The following is a 14,044-nucleotide window of genomic DNA, read 5'->3' as shown; positions in this document are numbered from 1 at the left end:
CGCCACCATCTTTCGCATTCGTAACCGCTCGGGCCCCTCCGGCTCGACGAAGACAGTAAGGACTGCACGTGCCGTTCGACGTCACCATCGAGATCCCCAAGGGGCAGCGCAACAAGTACGAGGTCGACCACGTCACCGGACGTGTGCGCCTCGACCGCTACCTCTACACCGCGATGGCGTATCCAGCCGATTACGGTTTCATCGAGAACACGCTCGGCGAGGACGGCGATCCGCTGGACGCACTGGTGCTGCTGCCCGAGTCGGTCTACCCGGGTGTCATCGTCGAGGCGCGGCCTGTCGCGATGTTCAAAATGGTCGACGAGGCGGGCGGCGACGACAAGGTGTTGTGCGTGCCTGCAGGTGACACCCGCTGGGATCACATCCAGGATCTGAGCGACGTATCGACGTTCGAACTCGACGCGATCAAGCATTTCTTCGTCCATTACAAGGATCTCGAACCCAACAAGCACGTCACCGGGGCAGACTGGGTGGGGCGCGCAGAGGCAGAGGCCGAAATCGCCGCATCGTTCAAGCGCTTGACGGACAATCCGGGTCACTGATCGTTTCGGCACTACACACTTCGTCTCGGCCGAGCGCCGACGAAACACAGTTTGGGGAGACCTATGACCGACAGCAGTTCCAACGGCGCCGCCGGTGATCGGCGCAATCTCGACTCGCGGGCCATCTCGGATCCGACGCAGTTCCCCGATCTGCCGGTGACGGTCGTTCTCGACCGAATTCCGGTGCCGATCCTCGCTGTCGATCCCAGCGGTGCGATCGTGTTCGCAAACGAGGCCTTCGACGATCTGTTCGGTCTCGACCGCACCGAACGCGTGGACTTCCACCTGCACGACATCTTTCCCGACCGGGCACCGGAGGGGGTCAACGTCGCCGACATGTTTTTGACGACGGTGGCCACCCGCGCGGATTCGCTGTGGCGGATGACCGACAAGACCGGTGACGTCGTTCAGGTACGCGCCAGCAAGTCGATCCTGCGCCGCACCGAGGACACCATCGTTCTCGTCGCGCTCGAGGATTTCACGGACCAGTTGTGGAACGACCCCAAGAGCGCCTTGCGCTGACGTTCTCCCCGAACGAGTGACGGTGTGTGCCGGCTGATCAATCGCCGGCATACACCGTCGTTCTGTTTCCACCCGCGTGCTTCGACTCGTACATTGCCGTGTCGGCATCGAGCAGCACGTTGCGCACCAGCTCGGCTGCGGCGTACGAGGACACGGCCGCTCGCCACCGAGCGGCATCGAGTACCGCGACACCGATGCTGACCGTGACCGGCACGTCGTCACTCGCGTCGTGCACTGCCTCGCGAATATCGTCTGCGAGGTGGTCGGCCGAGTCGCCGCAGACCGGTACCGCGATCGTGAACTCCTCGCCCCCGGTGCGCGCCACGCAGGGCCGTCTACCCGTCGCGGCGGTGAGGCGGCGGGCCGTTCGGCGCAGGACCCGGTCGCCCACGGCGTGACCATAGGTGTCGTTGACCAGCTTGAACTGATCGAGATCGACCACCATCAGCGCCGCCGACTGCTCCTCCGTCAATCGAGCCATCATTCGGTCGAGTCGCAATTCCAGACCCCGTCTGTTGAGCAGGCCTGTCAGGGAGTCCGTATTGGCGAGGTCGAGTTGGCGCTGAATGACGGCTCTGAACGCCAGCACCGAGTTGACCACCAACACCGTCACCAGTGCCCGCGCGACGATCGACGCGGGATCGCCCGGCTGCTCGACGACGGCCAACACGGCGAGCAGAAGAATCACGGCGTTGACGAATGCGGTGTGGAATTTGAGCACGTTGCGCCGGGAGAAGTAGGCGATGTAGGTGCCGATCACCGAGAACAGGGCTGCGCCGTACAAGGCAAGATCCCGGTCGTCGAAGGTCAGCAACATCACGGACACGCCCACGTCGGCGTAGATCACGAACCACCCGGGCATGTGCGACGCGTCGACGGAGCGCAGCCACCACCACGCTCCCACCGGCAGGGTGGAGAGGAGCACGATCATGCAGATCACGACGGCCGTCGCGCCGACCGGGCCGTCGCCGGACAGCATGATGATCGAGCCGATCAACCCGAACGACGGAACGAGAACTGCGATTCCTCTCGCAACGCGGCGTTCGAGCCGAACCGAAGCCGATCCTGGTCCCCGGTCGGAGGACTGGGGAGGCCCGTCGTGATCGGTTGGCACCACATTCCCTCCGTCCGTTCGGGCAGTTCGAGCGTCCGGGTAAGGCATCGCCTGCGTCCCGATCGTCGCTGGGATCACGAGTACGGGACGAACTCGAGATCCCACGCTGTTCAGGTTCCTCGCGGCTCAGACGTTACCCGTGCGCTGATCGGGTTGGTCCGGCCTGACGGTTTCGTAATCGGTCAAGAATCGATCCAACAGCCCGACCAGCGCCGATCTGTCGTCCCTGTCCCATTTCTCGATGACTCGCCCGAGCGCCTCGGTTCGGCGTTGCTGAATCGCCGCGGCAACTTCCTGGCCCGACTGCGTCACCGCGAGGACGAAGGCCCGACCGTCCCGTTCGTCGGGCAGCCGCTCGACGTGACCCAGTTCGACGAGCTGAGCCACCTGCCTGCTCACCGTCGACGGATCCGAATTCACCATGGCGGCAAGCTCACTGGACCTCATGGGCCCGTCACGCAAGAGCCGGAACAGACAGACGTAGGCGGCACCTTCGACACCACCCGACGACGAGATCTGCGCGATGTTGCGCTCGCGTAGGCGCTGCAATCGAACCAGCTGGGTGCCCAACTCCTCGGCGAACTCGACCACGTCAGCTACCGGTGAACTGAGCCGGCCGCTTCTCGAACACGGAGGTGATCGCCTCGGTGAGATCGTGCGAGGCGAGGAAGGCGGCGTTCCAGGCCGCCACGTACCGCAGCGAGTCGTCGACGCTGGAGGACCGGGAGTGGTCCAGTACGGTCTTGATGCCTTGCACCACCAGCGGCGGGTTGGCGGCGATGGCCGCCGCGCATTCACGGGCGGCGGCGAGGGTGGCATCGTGGTCCTCGAACACGTCGTTGACCAGGCCGATCTTCTCGGCGCGGGCCGCGTCGATGTCTTTGCCGGTCAACGCGAGCTCACGCAGGTGGCCGTCGCCGATGATCGCGGGGAGCCGGGCCAGAGAACCCATGTCGGCGACGATCGCGACCCGCACCTCGCGCACGCTGAACTTCGCGTCGGCGCTGGCGTATCGCACGTCGGCGGCGGTGATGAGGTCGACTCCACCGCCGATGCACCAGCCTTGGATCGCTGCGACGACGGGCTTGCGACAGTCTGCGACGGCGTTGATCGCCTTCTGCATCGTCTTGATGGTGTCGTGGAAGGACGTTCGAGGACCGGCCAGCGCCTTGTCTGCCATGAGAGGACCGAACGTGCCTGCCATCGCGGCCAGATCCAGTCCGTAGGTGAAGTTCTTGCCGGAGCCGGCGAGCACCACTGCCCGAACCTCGGGATCCGCGTCGAGCTGCGCGAACAGCTCGGTGCTCTCGCTCCAGAAGTCGGGGCCCATTGCGTTGCCCTTGCCGGGCCCGAGAAGTGTCACTTGCGCGATGTGGTCCGCGATCTCGACAGAGAAGGCTTTCCAGGTACGTTCCGTCATGCGTGCGAGCCTAGCGGGATCGCCTGAGATTGCCGCACCGCATGTTACGGCGCGTAACGTCTGCGCTAAGTCCCTGCTCAGCTCTGGTACATCCGGCGCAGTCGGCCCACTATCGACACATGCTGATGCACCAGGGATTGGGACTGGAAACGTTCAACGACCTGCCGCGTCGCAAAGCGGTGCACGCACTGTACGAGTGCTGCTGCTCGGTGGCGTGGGCTTCACGGGTGGCCGACGGCCGCAGCTATCGCTCCCGCGCCGACCTGTTCTCCGCCGCCGATGCCGAACTGGCCGAGTTGTCGGACCAGGACGTCGATTCGCTCGCCGCGAATCTTCCGGAGCCCGGCAAAGTGTGCGCCGCCATGGACGCGAACACGCGAGGAGCGCTGAGAACCGCTGCTCGCGCCTATGACGAACGCTTCGGATTTCCGTACGTGGCCAGTGTGATGTTCGGACCCGAGGGGTTCGAGCCACGCGAGATCCTGGTGGATCTGGGTCACCGACTCGACAACGACGACCGCACCGAGCGCAAGATCATGCGCAACGAGCTCGCGGAGATCAACCACATTCGACTGAACCGACTTCTCGGCCCCGAGGGTGGGTGGCCCCCGTACTGACCGCCCGAGACAGGTCCGGGATCAGCCGAACAGGCCGACGACGCGACCGATCAATCCACCGGCGATCAAAATGGCCAACAATGCGACCACGCAGATGATCACGATCGGCATCACTCGGCTGCGCTGCGGCGGTTCGTGGTTGGGTCCGCCGATACCTGTCTCGGCGGGCGGGGTGTCTCCTGGGGTGACGCCGCCACCCGCTTCGAGTCCTGCGGTGACGTCCGGATCCGGATTCTGAGCATTCATCTTGCGTGGTTACCCGGTGCGGTCACCCTCAATCGAGATGTGCCCTAGCTATCGCTCCGGCGAACAGTTCGGACACCGCGTCGGCGATGATTCCCTCGTCGATGTCCTCCGGATCCACCGAATGTTCGACGGCCAATCCGGAGATCAAGGCCGTCAGTGACGTCGCGACGCGTCGGGCATCGAACTTGTCGCCCACGCCCCACTGGTCCGCGCGTTCGGCGATGAGACGTTCGAGCTCACGCCGCAGCGCTCGACGGTCGGTGCGGTAGCGCTCGGCGACGGCCGGGTCGCGTCCGGCCAGGATTCCGAACTCGACGGTGAGCAGCGGCCAGCGAGGTTCGCCGACCACCCACGAGGCGATCTCGTTGCCGCCTGCTCCTGCTGCGGCACCGGAGTCCAGATCGGAGATGTGGGCCAGCACGCGGGCCGCGAGGTCGAGTGAGCGTTTGGCGAGCAACTCGGCGAACAGCGCCTGCTTGGACTCGAAGTTCGAGTACACGGCACCCTTGGTGAAGCCGGCGCGGTCCGCGATATCAGTGAGTTTCGCTGCTGCATAACCTTTTTCGGTGAACTCGTCGGCAGCGGCGGCGAGCAATCGGTCTCGCACGTCGGCACGCTGCGGTCGTCGCTGAGACTGTGTCGACCCCCACTTTTCTTGCTCATCGGCAATCACGATACCTAGAGTATTGAATACCTCGGGTATCGACAAGACTCACGGGAATCGACCCCGCAGATTTCACACGGTTCAGGAGTTCACCCATGCGCAAGATGTCATTGCTCGCCGCCGCAGTCCTGGTGCTACAGCTCGGCTTCATCCTCAGCTACGTCTCGGCGTTCCATCAGCCGACGCCGCACGCGATCCCGATCGCGGTGGTGACCGAAGCAGGCCTCCCGGAAGGACTCGATCAGCAGACCGCCGATCGTCTGGACGCCATCGACGGTGCGCCGCTCGACGCACGCACCGCAGTCGACACCGCCGAGGTTCGCTCGCTGCTCCGCGACCGCGACATCATCGGGGCCTATGTCGTCGGCGCGAACGGAACGGACACGCTCATCACTGCCAGTGCGGCAGGCAGTTCCGAGGCCACCGCGTTGCAATCGATCTTCACCGAGTTGGACGCCGCGCAGGGCCGCCAGTTCGTGGTTCGTGACGAGATCCCGGTCGGGGTCCACGACAACCGAGGGTTGTCCGGTTTCTACCTCTCGGTCGGCTGGGTCGTCGGCGGCTACCTTCTGGCCGCGGCATTCGGACTGCTGATCGGGGCACCGTCCTCGCGCCGCGAAACCTACATACACGTCGGCATTCTCGCGGTGTACTCCCTCGCTTCCGGAGCGCTCGGAGCGTTTCTCACCACCCACGTTCTGGAAACCTTTGCCGGCCATTGGTTCCCACTCACCCTGCTGGGCACCGGCGTGGTCTTCGCCACCGGACTGGTCACCATGGGTCTGCGCGCACTGATCGGCGTCGCTGCGGTGCCTGCCGCGATCGTACTGTTCGTGATCCTCGGAAACCCGAGCGCGGGAGGAGCATTCGGAGCCGATGTGCTGCCGTCGCTCTACGCCTCGATCGGGCGCTGGATCACCCCGGGCATCGGCACCGAGGGCGTGCGGAGCATCGTGTACTTCTCCGGCACCGGGCTGGGGCAGCCGGCACTCGGACTTGCGCTCTACGTCCTGGCCGGTACGGCGCTCCTGGGTGCCGCGGCACTGCGGCGTCGGCGGGCACACCACCCGGTGAGCTCACGCGAGACCAGTAAAGTGTGATCCCATGACTGCCACCTTCCCCCTGCCACTGCCAGATCTCGCCGTCCGCACTCTCGGAGGGGCAGTGGTGTGGGCGAACGACGAGACGTTCGCGGAGAAGGAGAATCTCGTCAGTCCGGGCAAAGCCGACTATTCGACGGCGACGTTCGGACACAAGGGCCAGATCTACGACGGTTGGGAGACGCGTCGGCGCCGCGAGGCCGGATACGACGAGGCCATCGTGCGTCTCGGGGCACCCGGCGTCGTATCAGCGATCGTCGTCGACACCTCGTGGTTCACCGGCAACTACCCGCCGGAGATCTCGATCGAGGCCGCCGAGGTCGAGGGGTTTGCCTCCCCGGACGAGCTACGCACGCAGACCGAGTGGACCACCATCGTCGCCCGTAGTCCGGTCAACGGTGACAGCGAGAACAGATTCCAGGTCGCCTCCGACGCTCGGTGGACGCACGTGAAGCTGTCGATCTATCCCGATGGCGGAGTTGCTCGCCTGCGAGTCCTCGGCCGCGGCAAGCCCGACCCCAAGTTCCTCGCGGCCGGGCCGGTCGACCTGGCCGCACTCGAGAACGGTGCCTACGTCTCGGCATGCTCCAACATGTTCTACAGCTCCCCCAACAATCTGCTGTTCCCCGGTCCTCCGCGGTCGATGGGTGAGGGCTGGGAGACCTCACGTCGACGCAACGATGCGAACGACTGGGTCCAGGTGCAACTGGCGGGCACCGGACTCGTCCGCCTCGCCGAGCTCGACACCACGTGCTTCCTCGGCAATGCGCCGGGTGCCGCATCGTTGCGCGGACGGCTCGGTGACGGCGAATGGATCGAGCTGTTGCCGAGAACGACATTGCAGCCCGACACCCGGCATCGCTTCGTACTCGACCACGAGACTCCGGTCTCGGAGGTTCGGATGGACATCTTCCCCGACGGTGGGATGGCGCGATTGAGACTGTTCGGTGATCTCGTCACCTCTGCCTGAAAGGCTCCGGGGCAATAGGGTTGGTTCATGTCCCGGCTACTTCATCCGAATGCAGCCCATGTGGCCGACACTCTGATTTCACGTGGTCATCACGGAGTGGTGGTGAACAGTCCGGAGGGCACCCACACTGCCGCCGATGCCGCTGCGGCACTGGGTGTCGAGGTGGGTGCGATCGTGAAGTCGATGGTGTTTCTGCTCGACGACGAGCCGGTGCTGTTGCTCGTGTCCGGAGCGCACAATGTTCATCTCGAGCACACCGGTGAGCGTCTCGGTGGCAGGTTGGCACGGGCCGATCTCGACACGGCCAAACACGCGACCGGACAGCCGATCGGTGGTATCGCACCGGTCGGCCACCCCACGAACCTGGACACTTTCGTCGACCAGGATCTGGCCGCTCACGCCGAGGTGTGGGCCGCGGCCGGCCACACCAACACGATCTTTCGGTCGACGTACGCCGAGTTGTTGCGGATCACCGCGGGCTTGGCGATCGACGTCACCTGACCCCCGCCGACGCCCTGAAGACGCGAGACCTCAGGATGCGAGGGTCGGGGCGATGCGCGATGCTCCGAGGACTTCGTCGACGGCATCGACGTCGAACCGAGTGCCGCGCGATCCGAGCAGCGGCAGCACCCCGGAACTCAGGAATGTCGACTGCCGATTCACATCGTCGTGGACCTGCAACGTCACCCCGTCGGCGACGTCGGCCGCGGTGACGTCGGAGATCAGACTGGCCAATCCCGACGGTGTGCCGACGTAGCGGATCGACGACGGGCTGATCGGCGCGTCCAGTCCGGCGAACTCGCGACGAGCCGTCCGAGCATCGGCCGCGATGTGGATCTCGAGGTCGAGGAACACAGCCGTGCTGTCGGCCGACTCGCCGCGCTCGACGGCTTCGGCGCGTAGCCGCGCGCGTTGCTGCTGCGCTTCCCGCAGGTCGGAGGCCTGGATTCGGACGATGTCCGCGTCCGGAGCCACGGTCAGTTCGGACCAGATCGCATCGAATTCGACAGCGACGCGAGTGTGGTTGTGCGACATGAGTGGTGGTCCTGATTCTAGAAGTCGGAGAACGCATTCGGTCGGAGCGGAGCCGAAATCGAACACGAGCCGGACGCAGTGCGGCACAGATCCACGTATCTGTTGCACCAGTGGCGGTTGCCCAGCCACGCGACACTCACGGTCATGACGCCATGCTAACCGTCCGACGGGGTGCACGGGGATCCAACCCCGGCGGCCCCGTCGACCAGGCCCGGAAAGGGTCGAGGGTCCGGCACGGGGTTCCACCAGCCGCCGTCCTCTTCGTAGTGCCAGTTCGGCCCGGACTCCACCAGGGCGGCGAGTGCGTCGACGAGACGATCCACATCGGCCGAGGAACTGCCGAGGCCGATGCTGGCTCGAACCGCGCCGTCCGCATGGCCCAGCCTGCGGAGCAGTGGATGCGCGCAGAACTTTCCGTCCCGCACGCCGATGCCGTGCTCGGCCGAGAGATACGCAGCCACCTCACCCGGGTCGAGTCCGGCCACCGTGAAGGTGACGATGCCGACGGTGTCGGGCGCGTCGGCCCACACCTGCAGTAGTTCGACGCCGTCCAGGGCAGCCAGGCCGGCCCGCAGCCGGGACGACAATTCGTGCTCGTGTGCCTGCAGCTCGGCGTCGTCGAATCCCGCGATGGCCTCACAGGCTGCAGCCAGTGCGGCAACTCCGAGCACGTTGGGAGTGCCTGCCTCGTGCCGCTGAGGTGCTGGGGCCCACTCCGTGTGGTCGATGCTCACGCTGCGTACCGCGCCGCCACCGGCCAGGTGAGGCTCACCGGCGTCGAGCCAATCACGTTCGCCCACAAGCACTCCCGCACCGAACGGTGCGTACAGCTTGTGCCCGGAGAAGGCGAGGTAGTCCACGCCGAGGGCAGCGATGTCGATGCGGCGATGCGGAACCAGCTGAGCGCCGTCGACCGCGATCCGCGCGCCGTGCCGATGTGCCAGAGCTGCGAGTTCCGCAATGGGAAGAACCTCGCCGGTGACGTTCGATGCACCCGTGATCGCCAGCAGTGCAGCAGGTTTCACGGCCAGCTCGGCGTCGAGACGGTCGATGGTCTCGGCAAGTGTCGACGCGGCCACCACGACGCGGCGATCACGCCACGGAAGCAGGTTCGCGTGGTGCTCGATATCGAGCACCACGGTGTCGCCCGGCACACACGCGGCCAGCAGATTGAGCGAGTCGGTGGTGTTCCGCGTGAACACCACCACCGAATCCTTCTGCCCACCAACAAAATCGGCGACGGTCACCCGAGCCTTCTCGTAGGCAGCCGTCGAGACGCGCGAGGCGTAGCCGGCACCTCGATGCACGCTCGAGTAGAACGGCAGCAGTTCGGCGATCCGATCGGTCACTGCCGCCAGGGCCGGCGCGCTGGCCGCGTAGTCGAAGTTGGCGTAGGTGCACGTGCCACCCTGCACCAGGGGTACCTGCAGATCCGTGCCCGAAACAGGGGCAAAAGGAGCACAGGGGCGGGAAAGTACAGATGTCATGACAGATCAAGCCCTCACGTTCGAGGGACCCGCAACCGAAGAGTTCGTGAACGAGTCCGCGCTTGCCGCGCCGGTTTTCCGGCAACAGCCTGGTCGTCACCCGGAGCACCCCACCGCGAAGGAGGGTTGCCGACCAGCTAGCCGGGGCTTGATGCTGGTACTCGTGACCGTGGACAGAACCTTTGCAAACCCGCTGCGGTTTTGTCAACCCGGGACTCACACGTGTGCAGCAGTAGGATTTCCGCGGTGGGAACGCGCGCTCGTTCACCTGCTGGCAAACAGAACGTGAGATAACCAACGGCGCTGCTGCTCACCAGCACCACAGAGTCACTTGCCAACGAATCGATAAGGACGCCCGGTTGTCTGTGCATCAAGAGAACGATCTGCCGGGTTCGAGCGCGGACATCGCGCCTGCACCGGCGGCGTTTCTTCGCTCGTCTCTCGCTCCTCCCGCCCGGACGCTCATCGACGTTCTCCGCGACACCGCCCATCGTTTTCCCGACGCCCCCGCCATCGACGACGGTGCCGTGTCGGTCAGCTACTCCGAATTGTTGGACGACATCGCCGAGGGCGCCAAGTGGCTCGCCGATGCCGGCGTCCGGCGCGGCGATCGCGTCGGCATCCGCATGCCGTCGGGTTCCTTTTCGCTCTACGTGGCCATTCTGTCCATCCTTGCGGCCGGTGCTGCCTACGTTCCGGTCGACGCGGACGACCCCGAAGAGCGCGCCGAGCTGGTCTTCGGGGAGGCCAAGGTGACGGCCATCGTCACCGCAGGCGGTATCGCGGCCGGCACTGCCCCCAAGCAGGACATCCCCCAGGACGAACCCGAACACAGCGCTGTGCCACCCACTCCCGAGGACGATGCATGGGTCATCTTCACCTCGGGTTCCACCGGCACACCCAAGGGCGTTGCGGTCAGTCATCGCAACGCGGCGGCGTTCGTCGACGCCGAGGCGCGCATGTTTCTGCAGAAGGATCCACTGGGCCCCGGCGACCGCGTGCTCGCCGGCCTGTCGGTGGCGTTCGACGCGTCGTGCGAGGAGATGTGGTTGGCGTGGCGACACGGTGCGTGCCTCGTGCCCGCGCCGCGTTCGCTGGTGCGGTCCGGTTTCGATCTCGGTCCGTGGCTCGTCTCCCGCGACATCAGTGTCGTCTCGACGGTGCCGACCCTCGCGTCGCTGTGGCCCGCGGTCGCACTGGAGGCGGTGCGGCTGCTCATCTTCGGCGGTGAAGCATGCCCCCCGGAGCTGGCCGAGCGACTCGCCGTCGAGGGCCGCGAGGTCTGGAACACCTACGGCCCCACCGAAGCAACGGTCGTCGCGTGCGCGGCCATCATGGACGGGAAGGGTCCCGTCCGCATCGGATTGCCGTTGGACGGGTGGGACCTGGCTGTGGTCGACGCGTCGGGCGCTCCGGTACAGGTCGGTGACATCGGAGAACTCGTCATCGGCGGCGTCGGACTGGCGCGGTATCTCGATCCGGCCAAGGACGCCGAGAAGTACGCGCCCATGCCCTCACTCGGATGGGAGCGGGCGTATCGGAGCGGCGATCTGGTCAAGCTCGAGCTCGAAGGCCTGCTCTTTCAGGGCCGCGCCGACGATCAGATCAAGCTCGGTGGTCGACGCATCGAACTCGGCGAGATAGACAATGCGCTGCAAGCACTTCCGGGTGTCAGCGGTGCTGCTGCGGCCGTGCGCAAGACCGGTGCGGGAAACTCGGTTCTGGTCGGCTATCTCGCCAGCACCGACCCCGATTTCGATCTCGAGGCCGCCCGAACACTGTTGGCCGAGCAGCTTCCGTCGGCGCTCGTACCGCGCCTCGCGTTGGTCGACGAGATGCCCACGCGCACCTCGGGCAAAGTCGACCGCAATGCTCTGCCGTGGCCACTGCCCGGCTCGGCGGGTGCGTCGGCGCTCGGCGGCACGGCGGGGTGGGTGGCGCAGCTGTGGACCAACATCCTCGGTGCTCAGGTATCGGACGAGAACGCCGATTTCTTCGCCAACGGCGGCGGATCGCTCTCGGCCGCGCAGCTGGTGACGGCATTGCGTGAGCGGTTCCCCGAGGTCACCGTCGCGCAGTTGTACGACCATCCCCGATTGGGTTCGCTCGCACTGTATCTCGACGACCTGAAGCCGGTCGTCGAGGCCGTTCCGCGTGAGGTCGCCCCCACTTCGCGCACCGCCCAATGGGCGCAGATTCTGGCGACGGTTCCGTTGACCACCTTGACCGGGTTGCAGTGGGTCACCTGGCTGGGGTTGCTGTTCAACGTCATGTCGTGGTTCGGCGACGTGTCGTGGGCTCCGACGCTGTCGTGGTGGTGGATTCTGCTCGCATTCGTCCTGTTCATCACGCCGGTCGGGCGGATGGCAATTTCGGTGATCGGATCTCGCGTCCTGTTGGCCGGGTTGAAACCCGGTGCATACAAGCGCGGCGGGAGCATGCACATAAGACTTTGGGCGGCAACACGATTGACCGATGCCAGCGGTGCCTCCAATCTTTCGGGTGCGCCGTGGATGGTCTATTACGCGCGCGCTCTCGGATCGAAGATCGGCAAAGGCGTCGACCTGCATACGCTGCCGCCGGTCACCGGCATGCTCGAGCTGGGCGACGGCTGTTCCATCGAGCCCGAGGTGGATCTGTCCGGGCACTGGATCGACGGCGATCTCGTCTACATCGGCGGCATCGAGATCGGTGCCGGGGCCACCGTCGGTGCCCGCTCGACACTTCTGCCCGGAACCAAGGTCGGCAAGAACGCGGTCGTCACCGCCGGCTCTGCCGTCGTCGGACGAGTGAAGGCCGGGCAGATGTGGTCCGGTTCGCCTGCGCAGAAGGTCGGCAAGGCCGATCATCCGTGGCCCGCCGAGACACCTCCGCGCGCGACCCATTGGGTGTTCGCGTACGGCGTCGCATCCCTGTTCCTCTCGGGCATGGCACTGTTCTCCATCGGTGTCAGCCTGGTGCTCATGGGCTGGTGGATTCACACGGCCGACTCCGTGCTCGACGCCTTCCAACGTGGATTGGTGATGTTGCCCGTCGCCACTCTGGTGTCGCTGGCGGTGTTCGCACTGATCACCGTTGTCGCGGTGCGGTTGCTCAGCATCGGACTCGTCGGCGGATACCACCCCGTGCGCAGCCGTATCGGCTGGCAGGTCTGGGCCACCGAACGGTTGATGGACTCGGCGCGCACGTTCCTCTTTCCGCTCTACGCATCGTTGCTGACGCCGCACTGGCTCCGACTCCTCGGTGCGAAGATCGGAAAGGACGTCGAAGCGTCGACCGTGCTGATGATCCCCAAGTTCACCACCGTCGCCGACGGCGCGTTTCTGGCCGACGACACCATGGTCGCCAGCTACGAACTCGGCGGCGGCTGGATGCATCTGGGCGACGCCAAAGTGGGCAAGCGGGCGTTTCTCGGTAACTCCGGTATGACCGGGCCAGGACGAACCGTTCCGAAGAACGGCTTGGTCGCGGTGCTGTCGGCGACCCCGGACAAGGCGAAGTCGGGCTCGTCGTGGCTCGGCAGCCCACCGGTGCGATTGCGTCGGGCTGCCGGTAGCGCGGACTCGTCGCGCACGTTCGATCCGCCCAGGAAGTTGAAGATCGCCCGTGCACTCGTCGAGACCTGCCGGTTGATTCCTGTCGTCGTGACGTTCGGCATCGGGCTCGGGGTGCTGTTCGGGCTCACCGCCATCGCCGACTCCGTCGGCTACTGGTTGGCTGCGCTGCTCAGTGGTGTCGTGCTGCTCGTCGCCGGTTTCGTGGCTGCGGCAGTGTCGGCGTTGGCGAAGTGGTTGTGGGTGGGCCGGATCGGCAAGACCGACCACCCGCTGTGGAGTTCGTTCGTGTGGCGCAACGAGGTGGCCGACACGTTCGTCGAGACCGTCGCTGCGCCGTGGTTCGCGCGCGCAGCCGAGGGCACCGCCGTCCTGAACATGTGGCTGCGGTGGCTCGGCGCGGACATCGGCCGCGGTGTCTGGTGTGAGACGTACTGGCTGCCGGAGGCCGATCTGGTGACGTTGGCCGACGGTGCGACGGTCAACCGAGGGTGCGTTGTGCAGACGCACCTGTTCCATGATCGGATCATGTCCATGGACACTGTCGATCTCGGCGCAGGCGCAACTTTGGGACCGCACTGTGTCGCATTGCCCGCTTCGGGTATAGGTGAAGGTGCGACGGTGGGGCCTGCCTCCCTGGTGATGCGCGGCGATACGGTTCCCGCGCATACTCGTTGGCAAGGCAATCCGATCGCGCCGTGGGCCAAGGGTGATCCCTTTCCGCGTATTCGCGACGACCGAAACGAGGGGTGATC

15 protein-coding genes and 1 riboswitch are annotated in these 14,044 nt (G+C 65.6%); of the genes, 7 read left to right on the top strand and 8 right to left on the bottom strand.

Going from position 1 to position 14,044, the window contains the following annotated elements; all coding sequences use genetic code 11:
• The first annotated feature begins 68 nt into the window (after positions 1-68).
• Positions 69-560 carry an inorganic diphosphatase gene (locus ACQR3T_RS14360; RefSeq protein ID WP_032380124.1) on the top strand — a complete coding sequence of 164 codons (492 nt, stop codon included), beginning with the start codon at positions 69-71 and terminating at the stop codon, positions 558-560.
• Between the two features lie 63 nt (positions 561-623).
• On the top strand, positions 624-1,082 hold the full coding sequence (locus ACQR3T_RS14355; protein ID WP_032380123.1) for a PAS domain-containing protein: 459 nt from the start codon (positions 624-626) through the stop codon (positions 1,080-1,082).
• Positions 1,083-1,119: 37 nt separating this feature from the next.
• Here the strand turns inward: ACQR3T_RS14355 and ACQR3T_RS14350 are convergent, their stop codons facing one another.
• The 3 genes from ACQR3T_RS14350 to ACQR3T_RS14340 form a co-directional block, all read right to left on the bottom strand.
• Entirely contained in the window at positions 1,120-2,196 is a 1,077-nt protein-coding gene (locus ACQR3T_RS14350; protein WP_428693850.1) for a GGDEF domain-containing protein, read from the bottom strand.
• Positions 2,197-2,322: 126 nt separating this feature from the next.
• Positions 2,323-2,787: a MarR family winged helix-turn-helix transcriptional regulator gene (locus tag ACQR3T_RS14345; protein ID WP_428693849.1), complete on the bottom strand. Its 465-nt coding sequence runs from the start codon at positions 2,785-2,787 to the stop codon at positions 2,323-2,325.
• Position 2,788: 1 nt separating this feature from the next.
• Entirely contained in the window at positions 2,789-3,616 is an 828-nt protein-coding gene (locus tag ACQR3T_RS14340; RefSeq protein WP_032380121.1) for a crotonase/enoyl-CoA hydratase family protein, read from the bottom strand.
• A gap of 119 nt (positions 3,617-3,735) precedes the next feature.
• On the opposite strand from ACQR3T_RS14340, the gene ACQR3T_RS14335 reads away from it, so the two are divergent.
• Complete coding sequence (locus tag ACQR3T_RS14335) at positions 3,736-4,233, top strand: 2-oxo-4-hydroxy-4-carboxy-5-ureidoimidazoline decarboxylase (protein ID WP_428693848.1); 498 nt, start codon at positions 3,736-3,738, stop codon at positions 4,231-4,233.
• A 21-nt stretch (positions 4,234-4,254) separates the two neighbouring features.
• On the opposite strand, the gene ACQR3T_RS14330 is transcribed toward ACQR3T_RS14335, so the two are convergent.
• Together ACQR3T_RS14330 and ACQR3T_RS14325 are read right to left on the bottom strand one after the other, a co-directional pair.
• Positions 4,255-4,479, bottom strand: a complete 225-nt coding sequence (locus ACQR3T_RS14330) for a DUF6480 family protein (protein WP_032380119.1) — start codon at positions 4,477-4,479, stop codon at positions 4,255-4,257.
• A 28-nt stretch (positions 4,480-4,507) separates the two neighbouring features.
• Positions 4,508-5,086, bottom strand: a complete 579-nt coding sequence (locus ACQR3T_RS14325) for a TetR/AcrR family transcriptional regulator (RefSeq protein WP_428693847.1) — start codon at positions 5,084-5,086, stop codon at positions 4,508-4,510.
• Between the two features lie 152 nt (positions 5,087-5,238).
• Between ACQR3T_RS14325 and ACQR3T_RS14320 the strand changes: the two genes are divergently transcribed.
• Genes ACQR3T_RS14320 through ACQR3T_RS14310 form a run of 3 tightly spaced genes read left to right on the top strand, consistent with a single transcriptional unit; the run spans position 5,239 to position 7,714 of the window.
• Positions 5,239-6,243 carry a hypothetical protein gene (locus tag ACQR3T_RS14320; protein WP_428693846.1) on the top strand — a complete coding sequence of 335 codons (1,005 nt, stop codon included), beginning with the start codon at positions 5,239-5,241 and terminating at the stop codon, positions 6,241-6,243.
• Between the two features lie 4 nt (positions 6,244-6,247).
• On the top strand, positions 6,248-7,213 hold the full coding sequence (alc, locus tag ACQR3T_RS14315) for an allantoicase (RefSeq protein WP_032380117.1): 966 nt from the start codon (positions 6,248-6,250) through the stop codon (positions 7,211-7,213).
• A 27-nt stretch (positions 7,214-7,240) separates the two neighbouring features.
• Entirely contained in the window at positions 7,241-7,714 is a 474-nt protein-coding gene (locus ACQR3T_RS14310; protein ID WP_428693845.1) for a YbaK/EbsC family protein, read from the top strand.
• A gap of 30 nt (positions 7,715-7,744) precedes the next feature.
• On the opposite strand, the gene ACQR3T_RS14305 is transcribed toward ACQR3T_RS14310, so the two are convergent.
• The 3 genes from ACQR3T_RS14305 to ACQR3T_RS14295 are packed head-to-tail and all read right to left on the bottom strand — an operon-like array spanning position 7,745 to position 9,735.
• Positions 7,745-8,248: a hypothetical protein gene (locus ACQR3T_RS14305; RefSeq protein ID WP_032380115.1), complete on the bottom strand. Its 504-nt coding sequence runs from the start codon at positions 8,246-8,248 to the stop codon at positions 7,745-7,747.
• Between the two features lie 17 nt (positions 8,249-8,265).
• Complete coding sequence (locus ACQR3T_RS14300; protein WP_254925613.1) at positions 8,266-8,394, bottom strand: hypothetical protein; 129 nt, start codon at positions 8,392-8,394, stop codon at positions 8,266-8,268.
• Between the two features lie 9 nt (positions 8,395-8,403).
• Complete coding sequence (locus ACQR3T_RS14295) at positions 8,404-9,735, bottom strand: aminotransferase class V-fold PLP-dependent enzyme (protein ID WP_032380114.1); 1,332 nt, start codon at positions 9,733-9,735, stop codon at positions 8,404-8,406.
• A gap of 53 nt (positions 9,736-9,788) precedes the next feature.
• Positions 9,789-9,904: riboswitch (SAM riboswitch) on the bottom strand.
• Positions 9,905-10,100: 196 nt separating this feature from the next.
• Between ACQR3T_RS14295 and ACQR3T_RS14290 the strand changes: the two genes are divergently transcribed.
• Positions 10,101-14,042, top strand: a complete 3,942-nt coding sequence (locus ACQR3T_RS14290) for a Pls/PosA family non-ribosomal peptide synthetase (RefSeq protein ID WP_080730716.1) — start codon at positions 10,101-10,103, stop codon at positions 14,040-14,042.
• Positions 14,043-14,044: the final 2 nt, after the last annotated feature.

It is taken from the genome of Rhodococcus sp. IEGM1428, assembly GCF_050321865.1.
In the GTDB taxonomy this organism is placed as follows: domain Bacteria; phylum Actinomycetota; class Actinomycetes; order Mycobacteriales; family Mycobacteriaceae; genus Rhodococcoides.
Note: the sequence above shows the minus strand (reverse complement) of the source record. Positions and strands in the feature narration are given on the sequence as shown.